The sequence below is a fragment of the Nonomuraea sp. 10N515B genome (assembly GCF_052245915.1).
Lineage (GTDB): Bacteria > Actinomycetota > Actinomycetes > Streptosporangiales > Streptosporangiaceae > Nonomuraea.
In genome coordinates, this window is sequence record NZ_JBQQBQ010000021.1 from 54249 (window position 1) to 79169 (window position 24921).

Below are 24921 nucleotides of genomic sequence, written 5' to 3' on the forward strand. Positions count from 1 at the left end.
GCTGCGCGCGTATCAAAGGGGACATGCCGCGGCATGTCCCGCCTGTCGGCCCCTCCTGGGGCACTCGTGCTTCCGTCACGTGGACCTCCGCCGGACGGCCCAGCGGATGGTCACCACGGCACCGTCCTGTCACCAAGTCTGGCGTTTGCACCGTGGTCCCCGCCACCCCAAAAACATCTGGCCGGAATGACTAGAGGGACGCACGATACGTTTTATGCCCGCTTCACCAGCGCTTTACCCCTCCCCATTGGCAGTAGGGTTCCGTGCATGACGCGAGAGCCGTATCCAACTGCACGCCGCGAAGAGACCGTCGACATCCTGCACGGAACGCCCGTTCCGGATCCCTATCGGTGGCTCGAGGACCCCGACAGTCCGGAGACGAAGGGATGGCTCCTCGCGCAGGCTGAGCTGTTCTCCCGCGGAAGGGGCCAGCAGCGGTTCAAGAGCCGTATCGCCGAGCTGCTCAGGTCCGGCTCGGTCGGCACGCCGGCCTGGCGCGGCGGACGCCACTTCTTCAGCCGCCGCACCCCCGACCAGGAGCACGCCGTCTACTACGTCGTCGAGCCGGACGGGACCGAGCGGGCGCTGGTCGACCCCATGGGGATCGACCCGTCCGGGCTGACCACGCTCGACGCCGTGCAGCCTGACAAGGAGGGGCGCCTGCTGGCCTACCAGATCTCGGTCGGCGGCGACGAGGAGTCGGCGCTCTACGTCATGGACGTGGCGACGGGCACGCGCGTCGAGGGCCCGATCGACCGCTGCCGCTACTCCCCCATCGCCTGGATGCCGGGCGGCGAGGCGTTCTACTACGTGCGCAGGCTGCCGAGCACCGAGGTGCCGGAGAACGAGACGCAGTTCCACCGCCGCGTCTACCTGCACCGCGTCGGCACCTCCACCGAGGACGACGTGATGATCTTCGGCGAGGGGCTGAAGATGACGAACTACTACGGCGTCTCGGTCTCGCGGGACGGCCGCTGGCTGCAGGTGTCCGCGCACGAGGGCACCGCGCCGCGCAACGACCTCTGGGTGGCCGACCTGACCGCCTCCCCGCTGGAGCGGCCGGAGCTGACGGTGGTCCAGGAAGGCGTGGACGCGCAGACCGGGCTGGCCTTCGGCCGCGACGGCAGGCTCTACGTGCACACCGATCGCGAGGCGTCCAGGGCCAGGGTGTGCGTCACCGACCCGGCCACGCCCGGCTACGACACCTGGCGCGAGCTGATCCCCGAGGACCCCGAGGCGGTGCTGAGCGACTTCGCGATCCTCGACGACCTCGAACGCCCGGTCATGCTGGTGGGCTGGACCCGTCACGCGATCAGCGAGATCACCGTCCACGACCTGGAGACCGGCGAGCGGGTCGGCGAGGTGCCCACGCCCGGGCTCGGCACGATCGGCGGCATCTCCGAGCGCCCCGAAGGCGGCCACGAGGCCTGGTTCGGCTACACCGACAACACCACGCCGCCCACCATCCAGCGCTACGACGCCAGGACCGGCGAGACGACGCTGTGGGCGGCCTCGCCGGGGGCGGTCGAGGTGCCGGAGGTGCGCACCCGGCAGGTCGTCTACCAGTCGAAGGACGGCACGGACGTCCGCATGCTGATCATCTCTCCTCTTGAGGAGAGCTCGGGCCCGCGGCCCACGATCCTTTACGGCTACGGCGGCTTCGGCCTGTCGATGACCCCCGGCTACTCGGCGTCGGTCCTGGCCTGGGTGGAGGCCGGCGGCGTCTACGCCATCGCCAACCTGCGCGGCGGCGGCGAGGAGGGCGAGGACTGGCACCGCGCGGGCATGCTGGCCCACAAGCAGAACGTGTTCGACGACTTCCACGCGGCCGCCGAGCACCTCATCGAGACCGGGGTGACCACCTCCGCCCAGCTCGGCATCTCCGGCGGCTCCAACGGCGGCCTGCTCGTGGGCGCCGCGCTGACGCAGCGCCCTGAGCTCTATGCGGCCGTGGTGTGCTCCGCGCCGCTGCTCGACATGATCAGGTACGAGCAGTTCGGCCTCGGGGCCACCTGGAACGTCGAGTACGGCAGCGCCGAGGACCCCGAGCAATTCGGCTGGTTGCTGGGATACTCGCCCTACCACCACGTCCAGGAGGCGGTGACGTACCCGGCGACGCTGTTCACCGTCTTCCAGTCCGACACGCGCGTGCACCCGCTGCACGCGTGGAAGATGTGCGCGGCGCTCCAGCACGCCTCGACGGCGGAGCGGCCGGTGTTGCTGCGTAACGAGGCCGAGGTGGGGCACGGAGCGCGCGCGGTGAGCCGCACGGTCGACCTGTCGGCCGACACGCTGACCTTCCTCGCCACGCACACCGGACTCTAGTCTGGACACATGAGCACGCTGGGGCCGGCCATGGTGGAGGCCGCCCCCAGCGCTGCGTTGCGCCCCTACGTGACGCGGCTGTGCGCTTACCGGGAGCACTACGGCTCCCCGGTCACGCGGTCGGAGGCCGCGATGCCGGGGGCCGTGCTCATCCTCGCGTTCGGCGCGCCGATGGAGGTGGGCGGGGAGCGGTTCACGGCGTTCACGGGCGGGCTGGGCGACCGGTTCACCGTCACCCGCGTGAGCGGGCCCTGCGAGGGCGTGGAGGTGGTGCTCACGCCGTTCGGGGCCAGGCGCCTCTACGGCTTGCCGCTCCGGCACCTGACGAACCTGACCGTGCCGGTCGGGGACCTGCTGGGGCCGTGGGCGGACATGGTGGTGGGCCGGCTGGCCGAGACGCCGTCGTGGCGGGAGCGGCTGGCGCTGGCCGACCGGCTGCTCACAGCCCGCATCCATGAGGAGCCTCCGCTGGGACCCGAGGTGCCGTGGGCGTGGGCGCGGCTGCTGGCATCGGGCGGCCGGCTGAGCGCCGCTTCGCTGGCGGAGTCGCTCGGCTGGAGCCACCGGCACCTCGTGGCGCGTTTCCAGGACCAGATCGGGCTGCCGCCGAAGACGGCCGGGTGATCAGGTTCGGGCGGGCCATGCGCATGCTGCACTCCGGCACCCCCATCGCGCAGGTGGCGGCGGAGTGCGGCTTCTACGACCAGGCGCACATGAACCGGGAGTTCCGGGTGCTCGGGGACACGACGCCCGGTCAGATTTATCCAAGACCGGAGGGCGCCGGCCGAGCATCCTGAGCGTCATGGAGCGAACCGTTTACGCACTAGCCCGTTACGAGAACTGCCAGGCCGCGATCGACTTCCTGACCAGCGCGTTCGGGTTCCGGGTGCACGAGGCGTCCAAGAACGACGAAGGCAAGGTCAACCACGCCGAGTTGCTCGTCGGCAACGACCTGATCATGATCGGCGAAGGGCGGCCCGGCGGGCCCGGCATCTACGTCGCGGTCGCCGACGTCGACGCCCACCATGACCGTGCCAAGGCGGCGGGGGCCGCGATCACCATGGAGCTGGTCGACCAGCCGTACGGGTCGCGCGAGTACGGCTGCACGGACCCGCAGGGCAACTCCTGGTGGTTCGGGACGTACCGGCCATGAGCCTGCTCAAAGCGGAGGCGTTACTCGGGCGGACGGCCGGGCGGATGGAGGGGTCGTTCCTGGTCGCGGAGTGGAGCGACCCCGGCTCGACCCCCGGATACATCGCCCCGCCGCACCGGCATTTACGCGATGACGAGATCTGGTACGTGCTGGAGGGCACACTGAGGTTCCGGCTGGGCGACGACGAGGTGGAGGCCGAAGCGGGAGCGGCGGTGGTGGGGCCCGCGGGGGTGCCCCACACGTTCTGGAACCCGTCGCGCTCGCCGGCCCGATACCTGGTGGTGATGTCGCCGGGGACGGTGCGGCTGATCGAGGAGGTCCACTCGGTGCCGGACCGCTCGGGGGAACGGCTGCGGGAGCTCTTCGAACGGCACGGATGCGAGTACCTGCCGGACCTGTGGGCGGAGAGGGGCTAACGCGGGAAGACGATGGTCTTGTGGCCGTCGAGCAGCACCCGCTGCTCGGTGTGCCACTTGACCGCCCTGGCCAGGGTCACGCACTCCACGTCCCGCCCGATCGCGGCCAGGTCCTCGGGCGAGTGGCTGTGGTTGACCCTGGCCACTTCCTGCTCGATGATCGGCCCCTCGTCCAGGTCGGAGGTCACGTAGTGAGCGGTGGCGCCGATCAGCTTGACGCCACGGTCGTAGGCCTGGTGGTAAGGCCTGGCGCCCTTGAACGACGGCAGGAACGAGTGATGGATGTTGATCGCCCGCCCGGCCAGCTTCTCGCATAGGTCCTGCGAGAGCACCTGCATGTAGCGGGCCAGCACCACCAGGTCCACCTGATAGTGCTCGACCAGCGCCAGCACCTCGGCCTCCTGCTTGAGCTTGGTCCCCGCGGTGATCGGCAGGTGGTGGTAGTCGATGCCGTACGACTGCGTGAGCGGCCGCAGGTCGGGATGGTTGGACACGACGGCCACGATGTCGATGTCGAGAGTCTTGGCCTTGACCCTGTAGAGCAGGTCGTTGAGGCAGTGGTCGAACTTGCTGACCATGATCAGCACCCGCGGCTTCCTCGCCACGCCGCGCACCGTGAACTCCATGGCGAAGTCGGGCGCCAGCGCCGCGAAGGCCGCGTTGAGCTCGTCCTCGCCCAGCGGCCCGGCGAACTGCACGCGCATGAAGAAGCGCTGCGCGCCCCTGTCGCCGAACTGCTGGCTCTCGATGATGTTGCATCCGTGCCGAGCCAGCAGGCCGGAGACGGCGGCCACCACACCGGGCCGGTCGGGGCAGGACAGCGTCAGGATGTATTCGGCTGGGCTGGTCACTTCGTTCACTCTCGCGGACATGGGATCGTCGGGTGCCTTGCGGCTGATCTGGGCAGATTACCGGTCGCCCGGCCCGTCCGTCCGCCGCCTCCCCCGTTGAGCACCGGCGGTGGCGGCACGATCGAGCGTACCGGGCGCGACGCGGTGTCCCCGGCCATGGCGCTGATCTCCCGGATCTTGGGTAGTAGTCGGGCATTACGGACACTCACCGGGATTTTGGCGTGCCTTGCCACAACCGGGCGGGCGGGAAAGGAGCGCATGCTTGTGGAAGCCGCCGTTCTGATCGTGGTCGCGGGCTTGTTCGCGGTCGTGTCCGGGGTCAACGACGGGGGCGCCCTTCTCGCCACCGGGCTCAAGCTGCCCACGGTGCGCCCGGCCACCGGCATCCTCGCCCTGGTGGTGATGGTGGCGATCGTGCCGCTGGTCACGCACCAGGTGGCGCGGACATTCGTGACCAGGCTGGCGAGCTTCCAGGAGCCCGGCGGCAAGATCGCGACGACGATCGCGGTGATCGCGGCCCTGGCCGTGGCGGCGGTGCTCAGCGCGAAGGGCCGCCCGACCAGCCTCACGCTGGCCATCGTGGGCGGCCTCACCGGGGCCGGGCTCGGCTGGGGGCTGCCGGTCTCGCCGGGGTGGGTGGCGCTGGTGCTGGCGTTCGGCCTGGCGGCGCCCGCCGTCGGCGGGCTGCTGGCCTGGGTGCTCATCCGGGTGCTGGCGGCGGTGGCCACGGCGCGGGGGCTGGGGGGCTGGCATCGGGCGGGGTTCCTGCTCCAGACCCTCGCGTACGCGGCCAACGACGGCCAGAAGATGCTCGCCGTGTTCATGATCGCACTGGGCTTCCCGGGCGCGCCGATCGCGTACACGTCGCTGGTGGCCGCCCTGTTCGCGCTCGGCACCCTGTACGGGCTGCCCAAGGCCGGACGCACGCTCAGCCGCGAGATCATCGTCTTCCGGCCCACGCACGGGGTCGCCGCGGAGCTGGCGGCAGGCGTGGCGGTGATCGGCTGCGCGGCCGTGGGCATGCCGGTGAGCATGACGCAGGCGGTCGCCGGAGGACTCGTCGGCGCGGGCATCGCCCAGGGCGGCGGACGGGTCCGCTGGTACGCCGCCGTCAAGATCGGTACGGCCTGGATGCTGACCCTCCCGGCGAGCGCGCTGCTGGGCGGGGTGGGGGCTTTCGTGGTGAAGGGGATGACGCAGGGGTGAACGCGTACGGGAAGGTAGGCAGGCGATGAAGCGGCTCCGGCGGATCAGGGATCTCATGGCCGGCCGCATGGACAGCGCGGTCACCGAGGCCCTGCTCGGGCAGCTCAATGCCACCAAGGAGGGAGCGTGGCTGGCGATGGCCATGATCGGCGGCGAGGTGGGCCGTACGGGGGCGCACGAGCAGATGCGCTCGATCGAGCACCTCGGCGACGAGGAGCGTGCCCGCCTCATCGACGAGCTCAAGACCGCTCTCGTCACCCCCATCGATCCGGAGGACCTGTTCCGGCTGTCCCGGTCGATCGACGACGTGCTCGACTCGCTGCGGGACTTCGTCCGCGAGTCCCACCTCTACCGGGTGCCCGACCAGATCCGCTTCTCTCCCCTGCTCGACCAGGTCATCGTCGGCATCGACGCGCTCGAGAGCGCGGTCCGCGGCCTGGCCGCCCGGCCCTCCGGGGTGGCGGCCGACGCGCTGGAGGCGAAGAAGGCGGGCGGGGCCATCCGGCGGATGTACCAGTACGAGATCTCGCGGATCTTCTCTGGGGAGCTGACGGCGGACGTCATGAAGGAGCGGGAGCTGGTGCGCCGTCTGGAGATCGTCGGCATGGCCATCGGCGACGCGGCCGACGCGATCGCGGATGGGGCGATGAAGCGGTGAACCCCGTGGTCAGCGGATTGGGGCGAAGGCGTCGACGCCGGTCAGGCCGGCCGAGAGCCGCCACAAACGGGCCGCCTCATCCGGGTCGATCGCGTAGGGGCGCACTCCCCGCCCAGGGTTGTCTTCGATGGTCACCTCCGCGATCTCGCAGTCCTCGCAGTAGACGCCGCCCATGCCGGCCAGCTGCGGCGAGGTGGCCGCCCATACCTGGGTCGCCGCGCCCTGCTCGGGCGTCTTGAAGCTGGGGTCCAGCGCGTTGCCCGCCTCATCGATCCACCCGGCCGCCACCATCTCCTCCTTGGGCAGATGCCGCTGCAGCGGTGTGAGAATGGCACCGGGATGCAGCGAGAACGCCCGCACTCCCGCGTCTCGCCCGAGCGCGTCGAGCTGCACGGCGAACAGGATGTTGGCGGTCTTCGCCTGCCCGTATGCCAGCCACTTGTCATATCCCCGCTCGAACTGCACGTCGTCCCACCGGATGCCCGAATGGCGGTGACCACCGGACGAGACGGTCACGACCCGGCCCCGGCCGCGGGCGATAGCCGGCCACAGGCGGTTGACGAGTGCGTAGTGCCCGAGGTGGTTGGTCGCGAACTGCGCCTCCCAGCCAGGACCGACCCGCGTCTCAGGGCAGGCCATGATGCCCGCGTTGGCGATGACGAACTCGGCACTGCGACCGGTGGCGAGGAAACGCTCCGCGAACCGCCGTACGCTCTCCAGGTCAGCGAGGTCGAGCTCGTCCACCTCGACCCCGTCGATGCCCCCGACCGCCTCCTGAGCGGTGCCGGGACGGCGGGCGGGAACGACGACGCGGGCGCCGGCCCGGGCGAGCGCACGTGTGGTCTCCAGCCCAAGGCCGGAGTAGCCGCCGGTGACGATCGCCAGCTTCCCGGACAGATCGATCCCCTGGAGCACGTCGTCCGCGGTGCTCCTGGCGCCGAAGCCCGACCCGATCTTGTGTTGTGGCGTTGTCATGTCCCCACGCTACGAAGTGGAGCGCGCTCCAGGTCAACCCGCATGGCTCTACAGGGGCAGCGCAGGGGCGAGGTGAGCGAGCTGGGTGAGAGCGTCGGCGAGGTCCGGGGCGTCGGGCGACAAGGGCTGGATGGCGACGTGGTCGGCGCCGGCGTCCAGGTGGGCGCGGACCCGCTTGACGACGGCGTCCGCATCGCCCCAGGCCACGATGGCGTCTGCCAGGCGGTCGCTGCCCCCGTCGGCGAAGTCGGCGTCCGTGAAGCCCAGCGTGCGCAGGTTGTTGAGGTAGTTGGGCAGGGTCAGGTAGTAGGCCATGTGGGTGCGGGCGATCTCGCGGGCGCGGGCCGGGTCGGACTCCAGGACGACCGCCTGCTCGGGGATCAGGAGGCGGTCGGGCCCGAGGATGCGGCGGGCCTGGGCGGTGTGCTCCGGCGGCACGAAGTAGGAGTGGGCGCCGGCCGCCCGGTCCCGGGACAGCTCCAGCATCTTCGGGCGCAGCGCGGCCAGGATCCTCGGCGAGCCCGCCTCAGGCAGGCTCCGCGCGGCCTCGTCCATGGCCTCGAGGTAGGCCCGCATCGTGCTCAGCGGCTTGCCGTAATCGTGCCCGCGCCGTCCCACCAGAGGGGCGTGGCTGACGCCGATGCCCAGCAGGAAACGGCCCGGGTAACCATCGGCCAGCGCGACACCCGCCGCCGTCATGGTCATGGCGTCGCGGGCCCAGAGGTTGGCGATGCCGGTGCCGACGACGATGCGCTCGGTGGCGGCCAGCACGATGGCCGCCACCGTGAACGGCTCCTTGCTGCCCCAGCCTTCGTTGACCCAGACGGTGCCGTAACCCAGCTCCTCGATCCGGGCCGCCGCCCGCCGGGCCTCCTCGGCGGGGGCCTTGCCGATCATGGGATGCCAGACTCCGACGCGGCCGATGTCCACGGTCGCTCCCCTCGCGTAGGATGTTCGATCGAGATGGAACACTACACGAGTGTTCGACCGACGTCGAACAGAGCACGCGCCCTCACGCACACTTCTCCACTCGAGGTCTCCCTCCAAGCCGTCCTCGACGCCCTCGGCGACCCCGTACGCCGCAGCATCGTCCGCGAGCTGGCCGGCGTGCCCGACTGGACCCGTCCCTGCGGCACGTTCACGCACCTGCCGGTCGCCAAGTCCACGCTCAGCCACCACTTCGCCGTCCTGCGCAACGTCGGCCTGCTGGAGCAGCGTGACGAGGGCAGCCGCAGACTCAACCGCCTGAGGAGGGCCGAGTTCGAGGAGCGGTTCCCCGGGCTGCTGGCGCTGGTTCTGAGCGAGGAGCAGGCTCCCGATGACTGACCCGAGCGACCGCCCCGCAGCGCGCGTCGTCTGCCTGGACCGGGACGGCAGGGTGCTGCTGATGCACTGGTACGACCACGTCAGCCGCAGCGACGTCTGGGAGCCGCCGGGCGGCGGGATCGACCCTGGCGAGACCCCGCTGGAGGCGGCCAGGCGGGAGCTGGCCGAGGAGACCGGGCTGCCCGGCGAGGCCGTCCTGGACCACTGCGTCCAGGTCGAGCGGGATTTCACCTGGCTGGGCGTCCGTTACGTCAAGACCGAGCCCTTCTACCTGGCCAGGTTCGGCACACCCCGCCCGGCGGTCGATCCGGGAGAGCTCACGGAGGAGGAGCGTCAGGCATACCGGGGCTACGCGTGGGCCGAGGAGCTGCCCGCGGCGGTCGACCCGCCGGAGCTGGCGAAGGTCATCGACATGCTCACCCGAGATCGAGGGTGAGGCCGCCGGAGGCGACCGACAGCGGGCCGGAGTAGGAGCGGCCCGCCGCCGCGAGCGCGGGCTCCGCCGGAGTGTCCGGCCACAGGTGGGTGAGCAGCAACCGCGCCGCTCCGGCCGATGACGCGGTACGCCCCGCGTCCAGCGCGCTGGACAGGTAAGGCGCGTCCTCGTCGGGCACCTGTTGCGGGTAGGTCGCCTCCGCCACCAGCAGGTCGGCGTCCTTGGCCAGGGAGAGCAACTCGGCCGACGGCCCGGTGTCCCCTGTGTACGCGATCACCCGCCCGCCACCGCTCAGCCGCAGCCCCGCGTTGGGCACGTGATGCGGCAGGTCGAAGACGTCCAGGCGGAAAGGCCCGATCTCGACCGGCGTGCCGGGACGGAGCTCCTGTGAGGAGAAACTCCCCGCCAGCATGCGGCGGTTGTCCAGCGCGAGCACGGCGTCCAGCGCGCCCGGCGGGGCGTGGACCGGCAGCCTCGCCGCCGGCGCATCGGCCAGGGCGCGGGCGCGCAGCAGCGGGTTGAGGTCGGCGCAGTGGTCCGGGTGGCCATGGGTGACCAGCACCGCGTCCACCTTGCCGGCCCTCATCCGCTCCAGCAGCCGCGGCAGCACGGCGTAGCCGGGATCGATGAGGACGCGAAAGCCCTCGTGTTCCAGCACATATCCGCTGCACGCCTGACCGGCCGCGGGCCAGGCGCCACACCCGCCCAGCACGGTGAATCTCATCAGCCCCCCAGCTCCGCCAGCGTGGTCGCCATCAGCTCGCGCAACAGCGTGCCCGCGAGCTTTTCATGCGTGTGCTCCACGGACAGCCCCTTGGCCACGCGCTCGCGGTAGATCTCGCGCTCGCGTGCGTCAGTGTAGGGCAGCGCGGTCATTCCGACGATCACGGTGACCCGGGTGCCGCCCTGCGGCAGGACGGCGACGGCATGTGTACGCAGGCAGGTCTCGTCGGGCGCGCCGAACCAGCCGCACTTGATCCCGGCGTCGGCCGCCCCGAGCGCGTCCCGCACGCCGAACGCCTGCTCCGCGCCGACCTGCCGCATCCACTCCAGGACGGTCGCCGCCACCGGATCGCCCGCGACGGCGGACTGGGCGAACGCCGCGTAGGCGGTGGCGACCTCGTCGGCGGCCACCTCGACGGAGCCGAACCGCGACGGGTCACCGTTGGGCGGCGACCAGGCGACGCCGGTGCGCCGGCGGATGCCGTCGAGGATGACGCCGGGCCCGACGGCGAGCCAGAGGTTGAGCGTGTCGGCGTTGGACGACACGACGACGGCGGGCTCGGCGTGGCGGCGCCACCGGTCGGCGTCGGGGATGTGGTCCGCGCTCACCCACGCGTACAGAGGCTTGAGCAGCGAGGCGCAGCGCAGCCGCGCCAGACCGGATCTGACGCCGACCGTGCGGGCGGGCGGCCCGCCGTAGCCGCGCCTGATGCCGGCGGCCTGGACGCCGGCGCTGTGATCAAGGTCGTCGAGCAGCTCGTTGAACGCCACATACCCAACCGTAGACCTACGGGTGCCGTCCCCAACGGCCTTCGTACCACTCCAGGCTCGGTGGGTCGCCGGGCAGCTCCGTCCGCGCCGGCGCGCGCAGGCCGTCGAGCGCGATGGCCAGCAACCGCTGCTTGACCTGCTGGTGCTGCTCACTGGGCGGCCCGGGGGCCGGGCGGCTGAACTGCTCGATGAGCAGCGAGACGTCGAGCATGGTCACGTCGTTCCTGAGCACGCCGGCCTCGCGCGCCCGGCTGATCAGCCGGCCGGCCAGCTCCGTGGCCTTCCGCGAGGTCCGCCACATCTCGTCGGTGACCTCGATGGTGCCCGCGACGGGCGCCAGCGCGCCGGACCTGAGGCCCACGCAGGTGCGGACGTAGAGCTCCAGGCCGGCCCACGGGCTCTCCTCCGCGAGCGCGGCTTCGGCGGCCTCGACGACGCGTTCCATGGCGATCAGGCACAGGCGCTGGAGCAGCTCCTCCTTGGTCCGGTAGCGGCGGTAGAGGCTGCCCATGCCCACGCCGGCCCGCTTGGCGATGGCCGACACCGGCGCGTCGAACCCCTGCGTGGTGAACACCTCGTGCGCCGCCTGCAGCAGCCGCAGATCGTTGCGCGCCGCCTCGGCCTGCCTGCCGCGTGTCGCCATGCCGCTCAGGATAGCCCGGTTGCGGAGCGATCCGCTCCGATATAGATTTCGGAGCGGATCGCTCCGGATAACTGTGGAGGTATGTCATGCGTGCGGTGGTCTTGAGGCAGTACGGCGGGCCGGATGCGCTGGTCGCCGAGGAGGTGCCGGATCCCGTCGCCGGGCCCGGGCAGGTGCTGGTGGAGGTCGCGGTGGCGGGTGTCACGTTCGTGGAGACGCAGGTGCGCGCCGACCGGGGGCCGCGGCGGGCCGAGCTGCCCGCGATCCTGGGCAACGGGATCGCGGGCACGGTGCTGGCGGTGGGCGAGGGCGTGGAAGCGTCGCTGGTCGGCACGCGGGTGGTCAGCACGCTGGGCGGCTCCGGGGGTTACGCGGAGCTGGCGGTGGCGAGCGCCGGCGACCTGATCCCCGTGCCCGATGGCTTGTCGCTGGAGACCGCGGTGGCGCTGCTGGCCGACGGGCGTACCGCCGTGGGCCTGTCCAGGGCCGCCGCGCCCCAGCCCGGCGAGTGGGTGCTGGTGGAGGCGGCGGGCGGCGGCGTAGGCAGCCTGCTGGTGCAGCTGGCCCGCGCCGCCGGAGCGCGCGTGATCGGCGCGGCCAGCAGCGCGGGCAAGCGGGACCTGGCCGCGAGCCTGGGCGCCGAGCTGACCGTCGACTACACCGACCCGGAATGGACCGACGTGGTGCGCGCCGCGACCGGCGGCCTGGACGTCGTCTTCGACGGCGTGGGCGGCGACATCGGCGCGGCGGCCCAGGGGCTGCTGAAGGACAGGGGCAGGCTCAGCGTGTACGGCATGGCCGGCGGCCCCATGACCACCCCCGGCCCCCGCGTGACGGCCGTCCCCTGGCCTCAGACGGACCTGCGCGAGCTGTCGCGGGCAGCGTTGGCGGAGGCCGTGGCCGGTCGCCTGCGTCCCACGATCGGCGCCGTGCTCCCCCTGGAGTCCGCCGCCGAGGCCCACGCGGCCATCGAATCGCGCACGGTCACCGGCAAGACCCTGCTGCTGCCCGCACGGGCGCGGACCATCCTGGTCACCGGCGCGACCGGCAACCAGGGCGGGGCGGTGGCCCGTGAGCTGCTCGCCCGGGGCTGGTCGGTCCGCGCCCTGGTCCGCGACCCGGACTCCGCCCGCCTCCCCGCCGGCGTCTCACCAGTACAAGGGGACCTGAACGACGCGGACTCCGTACGCACGGCCCTGGCAGGCGTCCACGGCGTCTTCAGCATGCAGGCGTTCGCGTGGACGGAGGAAGAGCTGGCCGGAGAGGTCCGCCAGGGCACGACGATCGCCGACGCGGCCAAGGAGCTCCACGTGGCACACCTGGTCTACAGCTCGGTCGGCGGCGCCGAACGCGACACCGGGATCGCTCACTTCGCGAGCAAGTTCGCCGTCGAACAGCACATCGCGGCAGCCGGCGTGCCCGCCACGATTCTGCGCCCGACCTTCTTCATGACGAACCTGCTCTACTACGCCGACGCGCCGGACGGCGAGCGGGTGATCGAACTGCCGTTCCTCCCCGGGCAGCGCATGCAGATGATCGCACCCGAGGACATCGCGTACTTCGCGGCCGAGGCGTTCGACCACCCGGCCGATTACGTGGGCAGGCGGCTGGAGATCGCCGGCGAGGCCCCCACCGGGGACGAGATCGCCGAGGTGTACGAGCGGGTCACCGGCGTGGCCACCAGCTTCGCGCCACAACCGGCCGGCGGGGAGCGGATGTACGAGTGGTTCCAGGAGAGCGGCTACCAGGCCGACCTCGAGGCTCTCAGGAAGGAGCACCCGGGGCTCACGACGTTCGAGTCATTCCTCCGGAGCCGCCTCTGACCGGCGTTCCCCGGCGCCTCAGAGACCGGACCTCGCCAGCGACACGGCGAGCGCGACCGGCCCCAGGGCCACCAGCGCCACGGCCGCCGCCACCTTCCAGCGCCTGGCCACCCCCGCCTCCGTCACGAACGCCGCGACGGCCCCCGCGCCCGCGAACGCCGCCCCGGCGGCGACGGCGTCCGCCACCTGGGACGTCCACGACGGCAGCGTCTCCCCGGCCAGCCTGAACGCCACCAGCGCGCCGGCCGCCACCAGCGCCACCCGCCGCCCGGGCCGTACGTCCACCCGCTCCAGCACCAGCGCGGCCCCGGCGAGCAGGGCAAGCGAGATCACCATGACCACCCCCACGGCTGGGATCAGGCACCCCCAGTCCTCGCAGCCCACGCCCGCCCAGGCCAGGCGGACGGTCGCCCACCACAGCATCCCCAGGGCCGCGCACACCGCACACGCCCGCCCCATCCGCCCCGTCATGCCACCAATACTCCCACCAGCCGAAGCCCGGCACTCTGCTCTGTGCGGCCAGGCAGCCGCCGGCACCGTCAGGAGAACAGGCTCGCCCGGCGCTCGTCCGCGTCGGCATCGGCGTCGCGGCCCAGCGCGCGCAGGGCGATGGCCCGGTTGAGGAAGAGATCCGGCTGCGGCTGTACCTCGATGGCGCGGCTCAGGTCGTCGATCGCGCCCTCCAGATCCCCGGCCGTGTACCGCAGCACTCCCCGGTTCCCCCAGGCCGCCGCCAGCGTGGGCGCGCCCTCCACGGCCAGGTCCAGCGCCGCCCTGGCCTCGGCGAGCCGGCCGGACGTCGTCTCCAGCTGACCCAGGACCGTGAGCAGGTGCGGGTTACCCGGCACCAGCGCGAGCCCGGCCGTGACGTCGGCCATGGCCTCCTCGTCCCGTCCCACGGCGGCCAGCAGCCCGGCCCGGTTGATGTAGGCGTCCAGGTAGTCGGGGTCCAGCTCGATCACCCGGCCGAGGTCGGCCAGCGCGCCGCCGGTGTCGCCGCGCATGATGCGCAGCTCGGCCCGGTTGTAGTGGGCCTCGGGCAGCGGCGGCCCGGCGCGCATGGCCCGCTCGTAGTCCGCCAGGGCCTCCTCGTGCTGCCCGAGTTTGAACAGCAGGTTCCCGCGTTCCAGGTAGTAGTCGGGGAAGGCGGGGTCGATGGCGATCGCGGCCGCGTAGTCCTCCAGCGCCTCCTTGGTGTGCCCCAGCGCGGCCAGCAGCTGGGCCCGGTTGGCCAGCAGCACCATCCGGTGCAGCGGATGCCGCTCCCCCAGCTCACGGGCCAGCTCGATGGCCGACTCGACCAGCGACAAGGCGGAGCCGAGGCGCCCGAGCCGCAGCTCGATCAGGGCCAGCCCGTTGCGGTCGAAGCCGAGCTTGAAGGCCCGCTCGGCGGGGTCGGGCAGGATGGTGGAGATGGCGATCGCCTCGTTGATCCAGCGTCTGGCCCTGGCCAGGTCGCGCTGGGCGGGGTCGGGGTGGCGGGCGTCGAGCATGGCGGTGCCGTACGCACTGGCGGCGTGCATCGCCGGATCCTGGCTGACCGCGCGCACCCGGTCCCACACCGCAAGAGCCTCCGCGGTGCGTCCGAGCCCGCCGAGCGCGGTCGCGGTGCGCTGGGCGAAGGCCCACCACCGCGCCCCGCCCGGCTCTGTGCCGGCCATGCCGCGCTCCCCCAGCTCGACGACGGCGTGCAGGTAGCCCTCCCGCATGGAGCGATCCACCGTCGCCCACAGCTCGTCGGCGCCGCGGATGTCGGGGGCGGGCTCGGGTCCGTCCGAGTACAGCATGATCGCCAGCGTGGCCGGTGTGATCCGCCGCACCATGACATCGAGCAACTCCATGTCGGTCGGGTCGGCCTCGGCCACGTTGCACACGGCCAGCGCACGCCCCGGGGACACGGCGTCGCGGACGAACTCCGTGATTCCGTTGGCCAGCCGCAGCGTACGGCGGGGCGCCGGCACGAGGATGCGCTCGTCGTCGGCCAGTCCCGCGTCGATCGTGACCCGCCCGGCAGGGACCAGATCGGCCAGCTCGGGCGCCGCCGCGAGGATCTCGATGTCATGGGCCCGCACCAGATCGGCGGATCGTTCCAGGACCTGCGGAACCAAGCGGCGCAACAGGGCCGCGGCGACGGTGTAAGGGCCGCGCGCCCGCCGATGCCCGTCTATCGGTGGCATCAGCAGCCGCGCGGCCCCCCAATTGGAAGGTGGTTCGCCCTGGACCCTGAGATGGGACCTCGCCTCAGTCACCCCTTGTGAATGACGCTGGAGATCCCTGCGAGCCTCGCGGTTCCAGGCTTGCGGACGACGATGCGCTTCATGACGCGTACCTCTCCACTCGGGGGTGATTCCCCATTATTAGGGCACCCCTACGAATATCAAGGTTCGCGGTGAATAAGCCCGAGGCGCATGGATAAGAAGCAGTTGCCTTTTGATTGGATAATGTAACCTATTTGGTCCGAAACCAGCGGAGCAATCCGGTGCTACGCCCCTGGTCGGATTCTCCCATCAAGTCGCACAGGCAGCGACCCAGCAGCGTGACCGACCGGCAGCAGCCGGGCCCCGGCAGATTCTTGGCGCGGATGATGAGGGTGGCCCGTTCGATCAGCCGCTCCACGCTCGGCTCCCCGCCGCCCTTGAGCGAGCGGGTGTTCCAGGGGCACGACGCGACGTCCGTGCAGGCGCCCTTGGCGACATGCGGCGCCGCCGTCCCCCTGTCGAGCCGGAGCGGGTCCGTACGTTTGACCTTCAGGTCGGCCAGCGCCTTGGCGGCCGCGCGGGAGACGACGAGAAGATCGTGGTTCTTGCGCTTGCGTTCCGTGCCGCGCGCAGTTTCCCGGGACGGCAGCGCGAGCAACATCGCCCCCGCCATCAGCCCGCCGCCCACCATCATGCTCCAGCCCACCTGCTCGTTGAACCAGATCACGGCGATCATCGCCACCCAGAGGGGCTGCGACGACATCATGATCGCGCTCGGCACGGGAGGAACGTGCGCCTGGCCGTACGAGCGGGCCAGGAAGCCCAGTGCGCACGAGATCACGGACAGATGCGCCAGCAGCAGCCAGTCCGGCGCGTCGGCCGGCAGCGTGATCCCGTCGCGCGCCCCGACGACCCCCGTCAGGAGCCCGATGGTGAAGAGCTGGATCACGGTCAGCGCGTAGGGGTGGAACGTGCCGCGCTTGGACAACTGGCCGAGCATGAGCGTGTGGCCGGCGTAGAGCCCCGCCGCGAAGAGCGTGGCCGCGAGCGCGATCAGTGAGAACTCGTGCTGTTCGACCCCGCGCATCAGGGTGAACGCGGTCATTCCGGCCAGGGCCAGCGCCACGCCTGCCCAGATCCGGCGCGGCACCCTGGACTTGAAGAGGATGAGCGCCAGGATCGGCGTGATGACGACACTGCACCCGACGGCGAACCCCGACACGGCCGACGGCAGGCTTCCCAGCGCTATGGCCTGGGCGGTCTGCCCGATCCCGAACATGACCCCGAGAACGGCCCCGTTGATCCACGTGCCCCGTGGAAGCCCCCGAAAGCAGTTTGGCTTGATGAGGAGAAGCGTCAGCGCGGCGATCAGATAGCGCTCGGCGAGCAGATCCTCCACTGGTAACCGCTCGATGAGATCCTTCATCAGTGGGAACGCCGACCCCCAAGCGGCGCTGACGAACAACAGAAGCACGGCTCCCAGGAGGGGGCGGGGAGCAGGCACGACTGTCATGCGCAAAAGCATCTCACTACAATTTGCAGCCGGTGATGTACAGGGAGCAGCCGGTGAGGTTCCTCTACCACTCGGAGTTAAGACCCTCACCCACGGGCTTGCACATCCATACCAGGAGACGGCCTGAGCCGCGGATTTTCCATCATGTCCCGTAAATGGGAAATGAGTTCTTCCTGCGGGAAATGCACCGAGAACAAGTCACGCCGTCTGACGGCGGAGATCGGCGGGGACGTCACGCCGGGGGTATCCGGGGGTGATCACCGGGGGTGCGGCCCCAGGAGGGGGTCAGTGGGGCCGTTCGGGAACTGCGGGGATCCCGTCCACAGACGTCGTCTATGGGCGGTCAGAGCTCGAGGACGGCCGACAGGACCAGACGTTTCTCGAGGTAGACGACGGTCAGGTCGCCCACGCGCCGCCTGGACAGCTCTCGCCAGCCCTGGCGCTCGTACAACGCGAGCGCGGCCTCCTGGTTGAGTGTCGTGTCTCCGATGACGGTGTGAAACCCGAGCTCCACCGCGCGCTGCTCGAGCGCGACGAGCATGGCCGCGCCGAAGCCACGCCGCTGGAACTCGGGATGGACTCTCAGCCGGCAGATCTCCGCCGTCATGGTGTCCACGGGTTTCAGGCCACCCATGGCGACGACCCGCGAGGACACCTCGCCCACGAGGAAGTCCCCGCCGCATGCCAGGTAGATCTCCTGGATGCGCGGGAAGTCGTCGTCGTAGTAGACGCCGTCGCCGGGGACCAGGCCGACCTGAGCGAGACAGATCTGATGGAGCGCGAGGATGGTGTCCAGATCGGACCAGCGATAGCGCCGGATCGTCACCTTCATGCACCGCCCCCTTTCACTTGGTTCTTGGACCGCCGCAACGCGGACCGGAAATCTTCGAGTCCTGGAGCGTTGGCGTTCTTGGACAAGATCGCCTGCTCCAGCGCCAGGGCCGGACGCACGATGAAATCGGTCAGGTATTCGTCGCCCACCAGCCGCAGCGCCTTGGTGCCGATGGAGAGCGCCTCGTCGACGTCGCCGTCGATCAGTCGGCACTGCGCCTGGTCGAGCCTGATCAGCGTCTGGTCGACGATGTGGTCCTCGTATTTGGTCAGGGCCTGGTCGAGGACCAGCTCCGCCTCGATCGTCTGGCCCAGCTTGGTGAGCACGTCGCCCTGGTAGAAGAAGAGCTGCTTCTCGGTGTAGCCGAACGCCACGTCCTCCTGGTCCTCCTCGCGCATGTGCGAGAAGGCGTTCCTGGCCCGGGCCAGCGCGCGCTTGGCCTGGTCGACGACCTCTTTCTTGCTGTCCGCCCCGGACATCATGGCCAGCGCCCTGGCCTCGACGACCGGCGCCATGGCCTGTGCCGGGCACGGCATCGAGCCGGCCAGGTCCCGGCTCTTCTTGGCCAGGTGCAGCGCCTCACGGGCGTCGCCGAAGTAGAGGGGGACGAGGGACTCGCGGGCGCACACCCACGCACGCAGCGCGCGGTCGCCCGTCTCGTCGGCCGCGGTGCGCCCGGTGCGGAAGAACGCCCGGGCCAGCCGATGATCGCCGAGGTTGATCAGAATCATGCCGCTCAGCCCGGACAGCTGGGCGGCCATCCTGCACAGCCGTTCGGCCAGGTCCGTCGGCTGGCGGCGGGACATGGCCGTGCGCACGGCGCTGAGCTCCAGCAGCACGTCGCACAGCAGTCGCAGCGGGGCCGTCGTGGTGTATTGGCGGCCGAAACTGCTCGTCGCCTCCTCCCACTGGTCCAGCATCGCCGCCGACACGGTGGCCGACACGAGGGTCTCGTCCATCCGGCGCCTGATGCCCTCGCAGGCTCCGAGAACGGGACCGTCGAGCTCCGCCAGGGGGGAGGTGTCCACGTTGAGAAGATTTAAGAGCATGCGGCGAAGAATGTTCTCGTCTTCCTGGGCGTCCGGGTCGGGCCCCATCGGATGGATGACGAGCTCGCGCTCCATCGGCACGAGCGGGGCGCGTTCGCGCACCTCACCGTTCAGGGCAGGCATCCGATGGCCGTGGCCGCAGATGCACGGCCCCTCGTAGCCGAGCGAGGCCGGCTCGACGCGGTAGACGGTGCACAGGTAGTGCAGGTATTCGGGTCCGGGACGCTTGAGCCCGCTCTCGTACGCCGACAGGAGCGTCTCGCCGATCCCCGGCATCGGCTTCTTGTCACGCTCGAACAGGGCTCTGACCTGCTCGATGACATCGGCCAGCGCGATCCCTTGGGACAGACGGTGCGCCTTGATGCGGGTCGTGCTGAAGTGGGTCGTGCACGCCTCATGGATTTCATCAGCTATCTGGGCCGACGTGCGCCCGGCGGCCAGGCCCGCGGCCCGGATCCGTCGCGCGATCTCCGTCTCCCTGTGCTGCCTGCCGGTCATCCCGGCCCCTCTCAACGCAAGTCTCGACCGGTCCACAACTGGTGACTGATGGTAGTCGCCAGGTTGCTGTGCGCCTACCCATGACTATGAAGCAATGAGGGCGGCTTGGAAACGCCGTTCTCCAGATTACGGTTAAGGATCGTCCTCCGAGGGGCTGTTTCTTACAACCTACGAGGGAAAAGCAACTCCCTGTAGCGAAGAACCACGCGTTGCGTCCGCCGCCGACATGAGACATCTTGGGCCCACCAGCAGCGATCGTAGGGAGGACGAGAACGGTGGGGGACGACGACTTCGAGCTATTGGAGCGTCTCGTGGCCGAACTCGGCGCGCTCGGCTTGCTCGCACGAGTGGTCAGAGCGCAGAGCGGGCGCCGGTTCGTACGGGTGATCAACCCGAACGCGACCAGCCTGTCCGAGAACGTGACCTGTCGGCCGACAGCCGTGTCCGACATCCCGGACTGGTGGTACTGCTGGTCCTGGGGCGAGCGGATGCACACGGCCGACGACCCGGCCGGTGCGGCGACGAAGGTCGCCCGCGTGCTCGCCGCGGTGGGAGAGTGACGACGCGGTGATCCGGGTGGAGCGCAGCCACCGCGGCTCACCGCACCCACCGCGGCCATACGGAGCCGGCGGGGTGACCGGTGCGGAGGGTCCTGGTATGCCGGGGCCCTGGTCACTCCGCCGGTTCCGCTTTTCATCGCGTCACCTTCCGTACGGCTCGCACCCGTACGCACCAAGCCACCCGACCGGTCCGCCGGGCGGGTGTTCGAGGGATCCCTCTCGGAACCGGCGCAGGACATGCTTCCGGGTGTGTGTCCTGCTCCGAGCCGTCCGTCACCGGAGCGCCGGCTCTCTCCCTCCGCGGCCCAGAGAGCAGGCGACCCCGTCTTCCCCGGCGTGATGTGACGGCGGGCGGTTCGGCCGGCGGTATTTTGGATCGAGATCGAAACGGTCCAAGCAGCCGGGCCGAACCGCTTCCGGAGGGGGATCCACTCAGTGTTACTGCTGGTGACGCCGGCGCCACCGCCCGAGTCCACGCCATCAAGCCTCGACATGGACAAAGTGGCTCAGCAGATGGCCATGACCTGCACAGACGACCCGCTTTGCTCTAGCCTGGTCGGGATGTTTGGGAATGCGCCTTGGGCGGGGTTGGTGTCGAGCGCGATCGTGATCGTGCTGATCGTCGTGCTCGCGTTCGTGATCCGCAAGATCGCCCACAAGGTGATCGCGCGGGTGGTCAGTCGCGCGGCGACAGGTGGCTCGCTCACGAACAGATTCCGCAGAGCCGCCGCGACCGACGGCATCGACGCGCTGCTGCACGAGCGGCGCAAGCAGCGGGCCGAGACGATGGGGTCGGTGCTCAAGCACGTCGCCTCGATCGTCATCATGGGCACCGCGGCGCTGACTGTGCTCGAGCGGCTCACCGTCCCGATCGCGCCGCTGCTGACCAGCGTCGGCATTCTCGGCGTGGCCATCGGCTTCGGTGCTCAGGAGCTGGTCAAGGACTTCATCGCGGGCATGTTCATGTTGCTGGAGGACCAGTACGGCGTCGGCGACGTGATCGACGTGGGGCCCGCCGTGGGCACGGTCGAGGCCGTGACGCTGCGCGTCACCAGGCTGCGCGACGTGGACGGCCGCGTCTGGTATGTCCGCAACGGCACGATCACCAGGGTCGGCAACGAGTCGCAGGGCTGGTCGCGGGCGTACATGGACGTGCCTGTGCCCTACGACACCGACGTCGTGACCGTGAAGGTGCTGCTGGAGCACGTCGCGGAGGAGATCTGGGCCGACTCCGAGCTGCGCGAGGCCAAGATCGTGGAGCAGCCGCAGGTGTTCGGCGTGGAGCAGCTGTCGGACAGCTCGCTGGTGTTCCGCATCACCGCCAAGACGTTGCCGTCCGCTCAGGCGGAGGTGGCCAGGCAGCTCAGGCTCAGGGTCAAGGCCGCGCTGGACGCCGCGGGCGTCACGATGGTCCCCACGGCATAAGCTAATGAGCGTGACTGAGACCTCCTTCTACGACGCCGTCGGAGGCGAGGAGACCTTCCGCCGCCTCGTGCACCGCTTCTACGAGGGAGTCGCCGAAGACCCGGTGCTGCGGCCGCTCTACCCGGAGCCCGACCTGGCGGGCGCCGAGGAGCGGCTGCGGGGCTTCCTGATCCAATACTGGGGTGGCCCCAAGACCTACAGCGAGCAGCGCGGCCACCCGCGGCTGCGCATGCGGCACATGCCGTTCGTGATCGGCGAGCCGGAGCGGGACGCCTGGCTGCGGCACATGCGGGACGCGGTCGACTCGCTCGATCTCCCGGACGAGCTGGAGACCAAGCTCTGGGACTATCTGGTCTACGCGGCCCACAGCCTGGTGAACTCAGCCGTATAACGGGGCATGAGACGCCACATGGATATCCCCTGGTGGCGTGATGCCGTCGTCTACGAGATCTATGTTCGCAGCTTCGCCGACGCCTCGGGAGACGGCGTCGGCGACCTGGCCGGGGTGCGGCACCACCTGCCGTACCTGCGACGGCTGGGGGTCGACGCCATCTGGCTGACGCCGTTCTACCCCTCCCCCATGGCCGACGGGGGCTACGACGTGAGCGACTACCGCGGCGTCGATCCGCTGTTCGGCTCGCTGGCCGACTTCGACGCGCTGGTCGCCGACGCGCACGGGCTGGGGCTCAGGGTGCTGGTGGACATCGTGCCCAACCACAGCTCCTCCGAGCATCCCTGGTTCCAGGCGGCGCTGCGGGGCGAGGGCCGTGACCGATACATCTTCCGCGACACGATCAACAACTGGCAGTCCACCTTCAGCGGCCCCGCCTGGACGCGGGTGGCGGACGGCCAGTACTACCTGCATCTGTTCGCTCCCGGGCAGCCCGACTTCAACTGGCGCAATCCCGAGGTGCACCGGGAGTTCCTGGACATCCTGCGGTTCTGGCTGGACCGGGGCGTGGACGGGTTCCGCATCGACGTGGCGATGGGCCTGTACAAGGCGGCGGGCCTGCCGGACGTCGGCGACCAGTCGTTCAAGGCGGTCTCCCCGGTGTGGGGGCAGCCCGAGGTCCACAATGTCTACCGCGACTGGCGGCGGCTGCTCGACAGCTATCCGGGCGAGCGCATGGCCGTGGGCGAGGTGTGGACCGACAGCTCCGAGGACCTCGCCCTCTACGTGCGTCCCGACGAGCTGCAGCAGAGCTTCAATTTCGCCTGGCTGCAGGCGCCGTGGTCGCCGACGGCGTTCAAGAAGGTCATCGACGACACGCTCGGCACCGTGCCGTTCGCGACCTGGGTGCTGTCCAACCACGACGTCGTACGGCACCGCACCCGCTACGAGACGGCCGACCCCGGCACCGGCCTCGCGCGGGCCAGGGCGGCGCTGCTGACCATGCTGGCCCTGCCCGGCTCCGCCTATCTCTACCAGGGCGAGGAGCTGGGGCTGCCCGAGGTGACCGACCTGCCGGAGGAGGCCAGGCAGGACCCGGTGTTCTTCCAGTCGGAGGGCAAGCTGCCCGGGCGGGACGGGTGCCGGGTGCCGATCCCGTGGACGGTGGACACGCCCTCGTACGGGTTCGCCCCGGGCGGGGTGGAGCCGTGGCTGCCGCAGCCGGCGACGTTCGCCGAGCTGAGCGTTGAAAAGCAGGAGGGGGACGCCGACTCGACGCTCGAGTTCTACAGGCGGGCGCTGGCCTGCCGCCGGGACTTGGTGAGGGAGATTCCTTACACCCTGGAATGGCTGGACTCTCCCGAGGGTGCACTTTTCTTCATCCGCGGCCGGTTGATCTGCGCGATCAACTGCGGCACCCGGCCGGTACGCCTGGTCGGGCACGACACCGTGCTGCTGGCGAGCGGGCCGCTCAAGCGGGACCTGCTGCCGCCCGACACGGCCGTGTGGTTGTCGTCATAAGCCCTTCGGGCGCTCGCCGCGGACGGGGACGACGGGCACGGACAGCAGTGTGAACGCCAGCCCCGCCGCGAAGCCCGCCCAGAACCCCACGCTCTCCATCAACACCCCGGCCAGCGGAGTGGCGACCAGGGAAACGGAGTTCTGGATGGTGTTGTGGGTGCCGAGCACCCTGCCCGCCGACGCGGGGCCGGCGAGCTCGCCCGCCGCCAGGTAGGCGAGCCCGTTGCCGGCCACGGTCATCACCGCGGCCAGCGCGAGCATCGCGGGCCCGAGCCAGGTGCGGGTGAGCGTGCCGCCGGCCAGCAGCGCCAGCACGCCGACGTTGGCGAACGTGATCAGCAGCAGGGGCCGCATGCGCAGCCCCGTCCGGTCGGACCACCGCCCCGCCGCGATGCGGATGACGGCCCCGCCGATCGCCGCCACGCCGAACAAGCGCCCGGCCTCCACATCGTCCCAGCCGTAGAGCTCGACCAGGCAGCTCACGCCGTACGTGCTGACCACGATCTGGGGCACCACGTGCAGCGCGCTGGTGGCGTGCACCCGCCACAACGCCGGTTGCCGGTACGGCGAGCCCGCCGGCGACGTGCCGCGGCCGGCGAGCTCGTGCGGCGGCTCGGCCAGGAAGATCGCGGCCAGCACGGCGGCGAGCAGGCTCGTGCCCGCACAGACCAGGAGCACGCCGGGCAGGCCGTGCGCCCGGGCGACGGGCGGCAGCGTGAACGCGCCGACGGCCATGCCGAGCGTGAAGGAGACTTGGCGCAGGCCCATGGCGACGCCGCGCTCCGGGGGCTGGAACCAGCGCAGCACGATCCGCCCGCCACCGACCATCGCGGCCGAGCCCGCCGCACCGGCCAGGGCGAGCAACACGACCACGGCCCATGCCCGGTCGACGAACGCGACGGCGGCGAATGACACGGCGGCCAGACTCACGCCGATGCCCAGGACCAGCCGCTCGCCGTGCCGGTCGGCGAGCGCTCCCCAGGCGACGAGGGCGAGCAGGATGCCAAAGGCCGGGGCGTTCGCCATGATTCCCGCCACCGTCAGCGACACACCGAAATGTCGCATGATTTCCGGCATGACCAGGGGCAGGGCGAACAACCCCAAGGTGACACTGGCATGGGCGTTGACGCCCAGCGCCAGCATCCACCAGCGCCTCATACGGAGAAACGTTTGAGGTAAGCCAGCTCACTCTCGCTGAGCCTGCGCGGGGCGGCCCGCTCGACGTCGTAGGCGGCGATGACCGACATGGCCGTGACGTAGACCTGGTCGTCGTCGCGGATCTCGTAGCGCAGGGTGAACCGTACCGGTCTGATCTCCTCCACCCAGGTCTCCACCCGCACCGGGTCGGGGCGGAAGCCGAGCGGGCGGCGGTAGTCGATCTCGTGTCGGGTCACGACCAGGCCTTTGAACGGCTCCTCGCCCGCGTTGTGGAGGTCGATGGCGAACATGCCGAAGCGGGCGTCCTCCAGGTAGTCGAGGAAGCGCACGTTGTTCACATGGCCTTGGGAGTCGATGTCGGCGAATCTCACCGTGCGGGGATAGATGTGCCGCTGGGCCGGGGTACGTTCAACCACGTCCGCCACCGTACCGGCCCTCCACCCTCGGCCTTCCCCCGCCTCCCCTGCCCT

Annotated in this window: 27 protein-coding genes; 14 read left to right on the forward strand and 13 right to left on the reverse strand. The window is 70.6% G+C overall.

The genetic code is table 11. From position 1 onward, the window contains the following. Positions 1-267 precede the first annotated feature (267 nt). Genes ACTWQA_RS28875 through ACTWQA_RS28895 form a run of 5 tightly spaced genes read left to right on the forward strand, consistent with a single transcriptional unit; the run spans position 268 to position 3894 of the window. Complete coding sequence (locus tag ACTWQA_RS28875; protein WP_443162202.1) at positions 268-2325, forward strand: prolyl oligopeptidase family serine peptidase; 2058 nt, start codon at positions 268-270, stop codon at positions 2323-2325. Between the two features lie 9 nt (positions 2326-2334). After that, a complete protein-coding gene (locus ACTWQA_RS28880) occupies positions 2335-2949 on the forward strand; it encodes a DUF6597 domain-containing transcriptional factor (RefSeq protein WP_443162203.1) in 615 nt (204 codons plus the stop codon). Beyond that, positions 2946-3122 (forward strand): helix-turn-helix domain-containing protein, encoded by a 177-nt coding sequence (locus tag ACTWQA_RS28885; protein ID WP_443162204.1) that lies wholly within the window; start codon positions 2946-2948, stop codon positions 3120-3122. Before ACTWQA_RS28880 ends, ACTWQA_RS28885 begins: the two co-directional genes overlap by 4 nt. Before the next feature lie 5 nt (positions 3123-3127). Beyond that, positions 3128-3478 carry a VOC family protein gene (locus tag ACTWQA_RS28890; RefSeq protein WP_443162205.1) on the forward strand — a complete coding sequence of 117 codons (351 nt, stop codon included), beginning with the start codon at positions 3128-3130 and terminating at the stop codon, positions 3476-3478. Further along, on the forward strand, positions 3475-3894 hold the full coding sequence (locus ACTWQA_RS28895; RefSeq protein WP_327590059.1) for a cupin domain-containing protein: 420 nt from the start codon (positions 3475-3477) through the stop codon (positions 3892-3894). Before ACTWQA_RS28890 ends, ACTWQA_RS28895 begins: the two co-directional genes overlap by 4 nt. On the opposite strand, the gene purU is transcribed toward ACTWQA_RS28895, so the two are convergent. Continuing rightward, positions 3891-4745 carry a formyltetrahydrofolate deformylase gene (gene purU / locus ACTWQA_RS28900; protein WP_443162206.1) on the reverse strand — a complete coding sequence of 285 codons (855 nt, stop codon included), beginning with the start codon at positions 4743-4745 and terminating at the stop codon, positions 3891-3893. The two genes, ACTWQA_RS28895 and purU, sit on opposite strands and share 4 nt — an antisense overlap. 258 nt (positions 4746-5003) lie before the next feature. On the opposite strand from purU, the gene ACTWQA_RS28905 reads away from it, so the two are divergent. Both ACTWQA_RS28905 and ACTWQA_RS28910 read left to right on the forward strand, forming a co-directional pair. Continuing rightward, on the forward strand, positions 5004-5951 hold the full coding sequence (locus tag ACTWQA_RS28905; RefSeq protein ID WP_443162207.1) for an inorganic phosphate transporter: 948 nt from the start codon (positions 5004-5006) through the stop codon (positions 5949-5951). A 25-nt stretch (positions 5952-5976) separates the two neighbouring features. After that, positions 5977-6609 carry a DUF47 domain-containing protein gene (locus ACTWQA_RS28910; protein ID WP_443162208.1) on the forward strand — a complete coding sequence of 211 codons (633 nt, stop codon included), beginning with the start codon at positions 5977-5979 and terminating at the stop codon, positions 6607-6609. Positions 6610-6618: 9 nt separating this feature from the next. On the opposite strand, the gene ACTWQA_RS28915 is transcribed toward ACTWQA_RS28910, so the two are convergent. Together ACTWQA_RS28915 and ACTWQA_RS28920 are read right to left on the reverse strand one after the other, a co-directional pair. After that, positions 6619-7584 (reverse strand): SDR family NAD(P)-dependent oxidoreductase, encoded by a 966-nt coding sequence (locus ACTWQA_RS28915; RefSeq protein ID WP_443162209.1) that lies wholly within the window; start codon positions 7582-7584, stop codon positions 6619-6621. Positions 7585-7632: 48 nt separating this feature from the next. Beyond that, the gene (locus ACTWQA_RS28920) at positions 7633-8514 is read right to left on the reverse strand and encodes an LLM class F420-dependent oxidoreductase (protein WP_443162210.1); all 882 of its coding nucleotides are present in this window, start codon (positions 8512-8514) and stop codon (positions 7633-7635) included. A 33-nt stretch (positions 8515-8547) separates the two neighbouring features. Here ACTWQA_RS28920 and ACTWQA_RS28925 point away from each other — a divergent pair, with 33 nt between their 5' ends. Next, positions 8548-8910: an ArsR/SmtB family transcription factor gene (locus ACTWQA_RS28925; protein ID WP_443162211.1), complete on the forward strand. Its 363-nt coding sequence runs from the start codon at positions 8548-8550 to the stop codon at positions 8908-8910. Continuing rightward, entirely contained in the window at positions 8903-9346 is a 444-nt protein-coding gene (locus ACTWQA_RS28930; protein WP_443162212.1) for an NUDIX hydrolase, read from the forward strand. Before ACTWQA_RS28925 ends, ACTWQA_RS28930 begins: the two co-directional genes overlap by 8 nt. Here the strand turns inward: ACTWQA_RS28930 and ACTWQA_RS28935 are convergent. Genes ACTWQA_RS28935 through ACTWQA_RS28945 form a run of 3 tightly spaced genes read right to left on the reverse strand, consistent with a single transcriptional unit; the run spans position 9327 to position 11483 of the window. Further along, complete coding sequence (locus ACTWQA_RS28935; RefSeq protein ID WP_443162213.1) at positions 9327-10070, reverse strand: MBL fold metallo-hydrolase; 744 nt, start codon at positions 10068-10070, stop codon at positions 9327-9329. The genes ACTWQA_RS28930 and ACTWQA_RS28935 overlap by 20 nt on opposite strands. Further along, a complete protein-coding gene (locus ACTWQA_RS28940) occupies positions 10070-10840 on the reverse strand; it encodes a hypothetical protein (protein ID WP_443162214.1) in 771 nt (256 codons plus the stop codon). Before ACTWQA_RS28940 ends, ACTWQA_RS28935 begins: the two co-directional genes overlap by 1 nt. Positions 10841-10856: 16 nt before the next feature. Beyond that, on the reverse strand, positions 10857-11483 hold the full coding sequence (locus ACTWQA_RS28945; RefSeq protein WP_443162215.1) for a TetR/AcrR family transcriptional regulator: 627 nt from the start codon (positions 11481-11483) through the stop codon (positions 10857-10859). 86 nt (positions 11484-11569) lie between these two features. On the opposite strand from ACTWQA_RS28945, the gene ACTWQA_RS28950 reads away from it, so the two are divergent. Further along, the gene (locus tag ACTWQA_RS28950; protein WP_443162216.1) at positions 11570-13306 is read left to right on the forward strand and encodes an NmrA family NAD(P)-binding protein; all 1737 of its coding nucleotides are present in this window, start codon (positions 11570-11572) and stop codon (positions 13304-13306) included. 18 nt (positions 13307-13324) lie between these two features. Here ACTWQA_RS28950 and ACTWQA_RS28955 read toward each other — a convergent pair whose 3' ends face one another. The 5 genes from ACTWQA_RS28955 to ACTWQA_RS28975 all read right to left on the reverse strand — a co-directional run bounded on the left by ACTWQA_RS28955 (position 13325) and on the right by ACTWQA_RS28975 (position 19396). Next, positions 13325-13777: a hypothetical protein gene (locus ACTWQA_RS28955; RefSeq protein ID WP_443162217.1), complete on the reverse strand. Its 453-nt coding sequence runs from the start codon at positions 13775-13777 to the stop codon at positions 13325-13327. A 68-nt stretch (positions 13778-13845) separates the two neighbouring features. After that, positions 13846-15483: a tetratricopeptide repeat protein gene (locus tag ACTWQA_RS28960; protein WP_443162218.1), complete on the reverse strand. Its 1638-nt coding sequence runs from the start codon at positions 15481-15483 to the stop codon at positions 13846-13848. Between the two features lie 271 nt (positions 15484-15754). Beyond that, entirely contained in the window at positions 15755-17017 is a 1263-nt protein-coding gene (locus ACTWQA_RS28965; protein ID WP_443162219.1) for a DMT family transporter, read from the reverse strand. Between the two features lie 343 nt (positions 17018-17360). Next, the gene (locus tag ACTWQA_RS28970; protein WP_443162220.1) at positions 17361-17849 is read right to left on the reverse strand and encodes a GNAT family N-acetyltransferase; all 489 of its coding nucleotides are present in this window, start codon (positions 17847-17849) and stop codon (positions 17361-17363) included. After that, on the reverse strand, positions 17846-19396 hold the full coding sequence (locus ACTWQA_RS28975; RefSeq protein WP_443162221.1) for an XRE family transcriptional regulator: 1551 nt from the start codon (positions 19394-19396) through the stop codon (positions 17846-17848). The genes ACTWQA_RS28970 and ACTWQA_RS28975 overlap by 4 nt, the downstream gene beginning before the upstream one ends. Positions 19397-19671: 275 nt before the next feature. On the opposite strand from ACTWQA_RS28975, the gene ACTWQA_RS28980 reads away from it, so the two are divergent. The 4 genes from ACTWQA_RS28980 to ACTWQA_RS28995 all read left to right on the forward strand — a co-directional run bounded on the left by ACTWQA_RS28980 (position 19672) and on the right by ACTWQA_RS28995 (position 23293). After that, on the forward strand, positions 19672-19956 hold the full coding sequence (locus tag ACTWQA_RS28980; RefSeq protein WP_305915202.1) for a hypothetical protein: 285 nt from the start codon (positions 19672-19674) through the stop codon (positions 19954-19956). 561 nt (positions 19957-20517) lie between these two features. After that, a complete protein-coding gene (locus ACTWQA_RS28985) occupies positions 20518-21381 on the forward strand; it encodes a mechanosensitive ion channel family protein (protein WP_443162222.1) in 864 nt (287 codons plus the stop codon). 10 nt (positions 21382-21391) lie between these two features. Beyond that, positions 21392-21772 (forward strand): globin, encoded by a 381-nt coding sequence (locus tag ACTWQA_RS28990; RefSeq protein WP_443162223.1) that lies wholly within the window; start codon positions 21392-21394, stop codon positions 21770-21772. Positions 21773-21790: 18 nt separating this feature from the next. Continuing rightward, positions 21791-23293 (forward strand): glycoside hydrolase family 13 protein, encoded by a 1503-nt coding sequence (locus ACTWQA_RS28995; RefSeq protein WP_443162224.1) that lies wholly within the window; start codon positions 21791-21793, stop codon positions 23291-23293. On the opposite strand, the gene ACTWQA_RS29000 is transcribed toward ACTWQA_RS28995, so the two are convergent. Together ACTWQA_RS29000 and ACTWQA_RS29005 are read right to left on the reverse strand one after the other, a co-directional pair. After that, positions 23288-24451: an MFS transporter gene (locus tag ACTWQA_RS29000; RefSeq protein WP_443162225.1), complete on the reverse strand. Its 1164-nt coding sequence runs from the start codon at positions 24449-24451 to the stop codon at positions 23288-23290. The genes ACTWQA_RS28995 and ACTWQA_RS29000 overlap by 6 nt on opposite strands. After that, a complete protein-coding gene (locus tag ACTWQA_RS29005; RefSeq protein ID WP_443162226.1) occupies positions 24448-24867 on the reverse strand; it encodes an acyl-CoA thioesterase in 420 nt (139 codons plus the stop codon). The genes ACTWQA_RS29000 and ACTWQA_RS29005 overlap by 4 nt, the downstream gene beginning before the upstream one ends. Positions 24868-24921 lie beyond the last annotated feature (54 nt).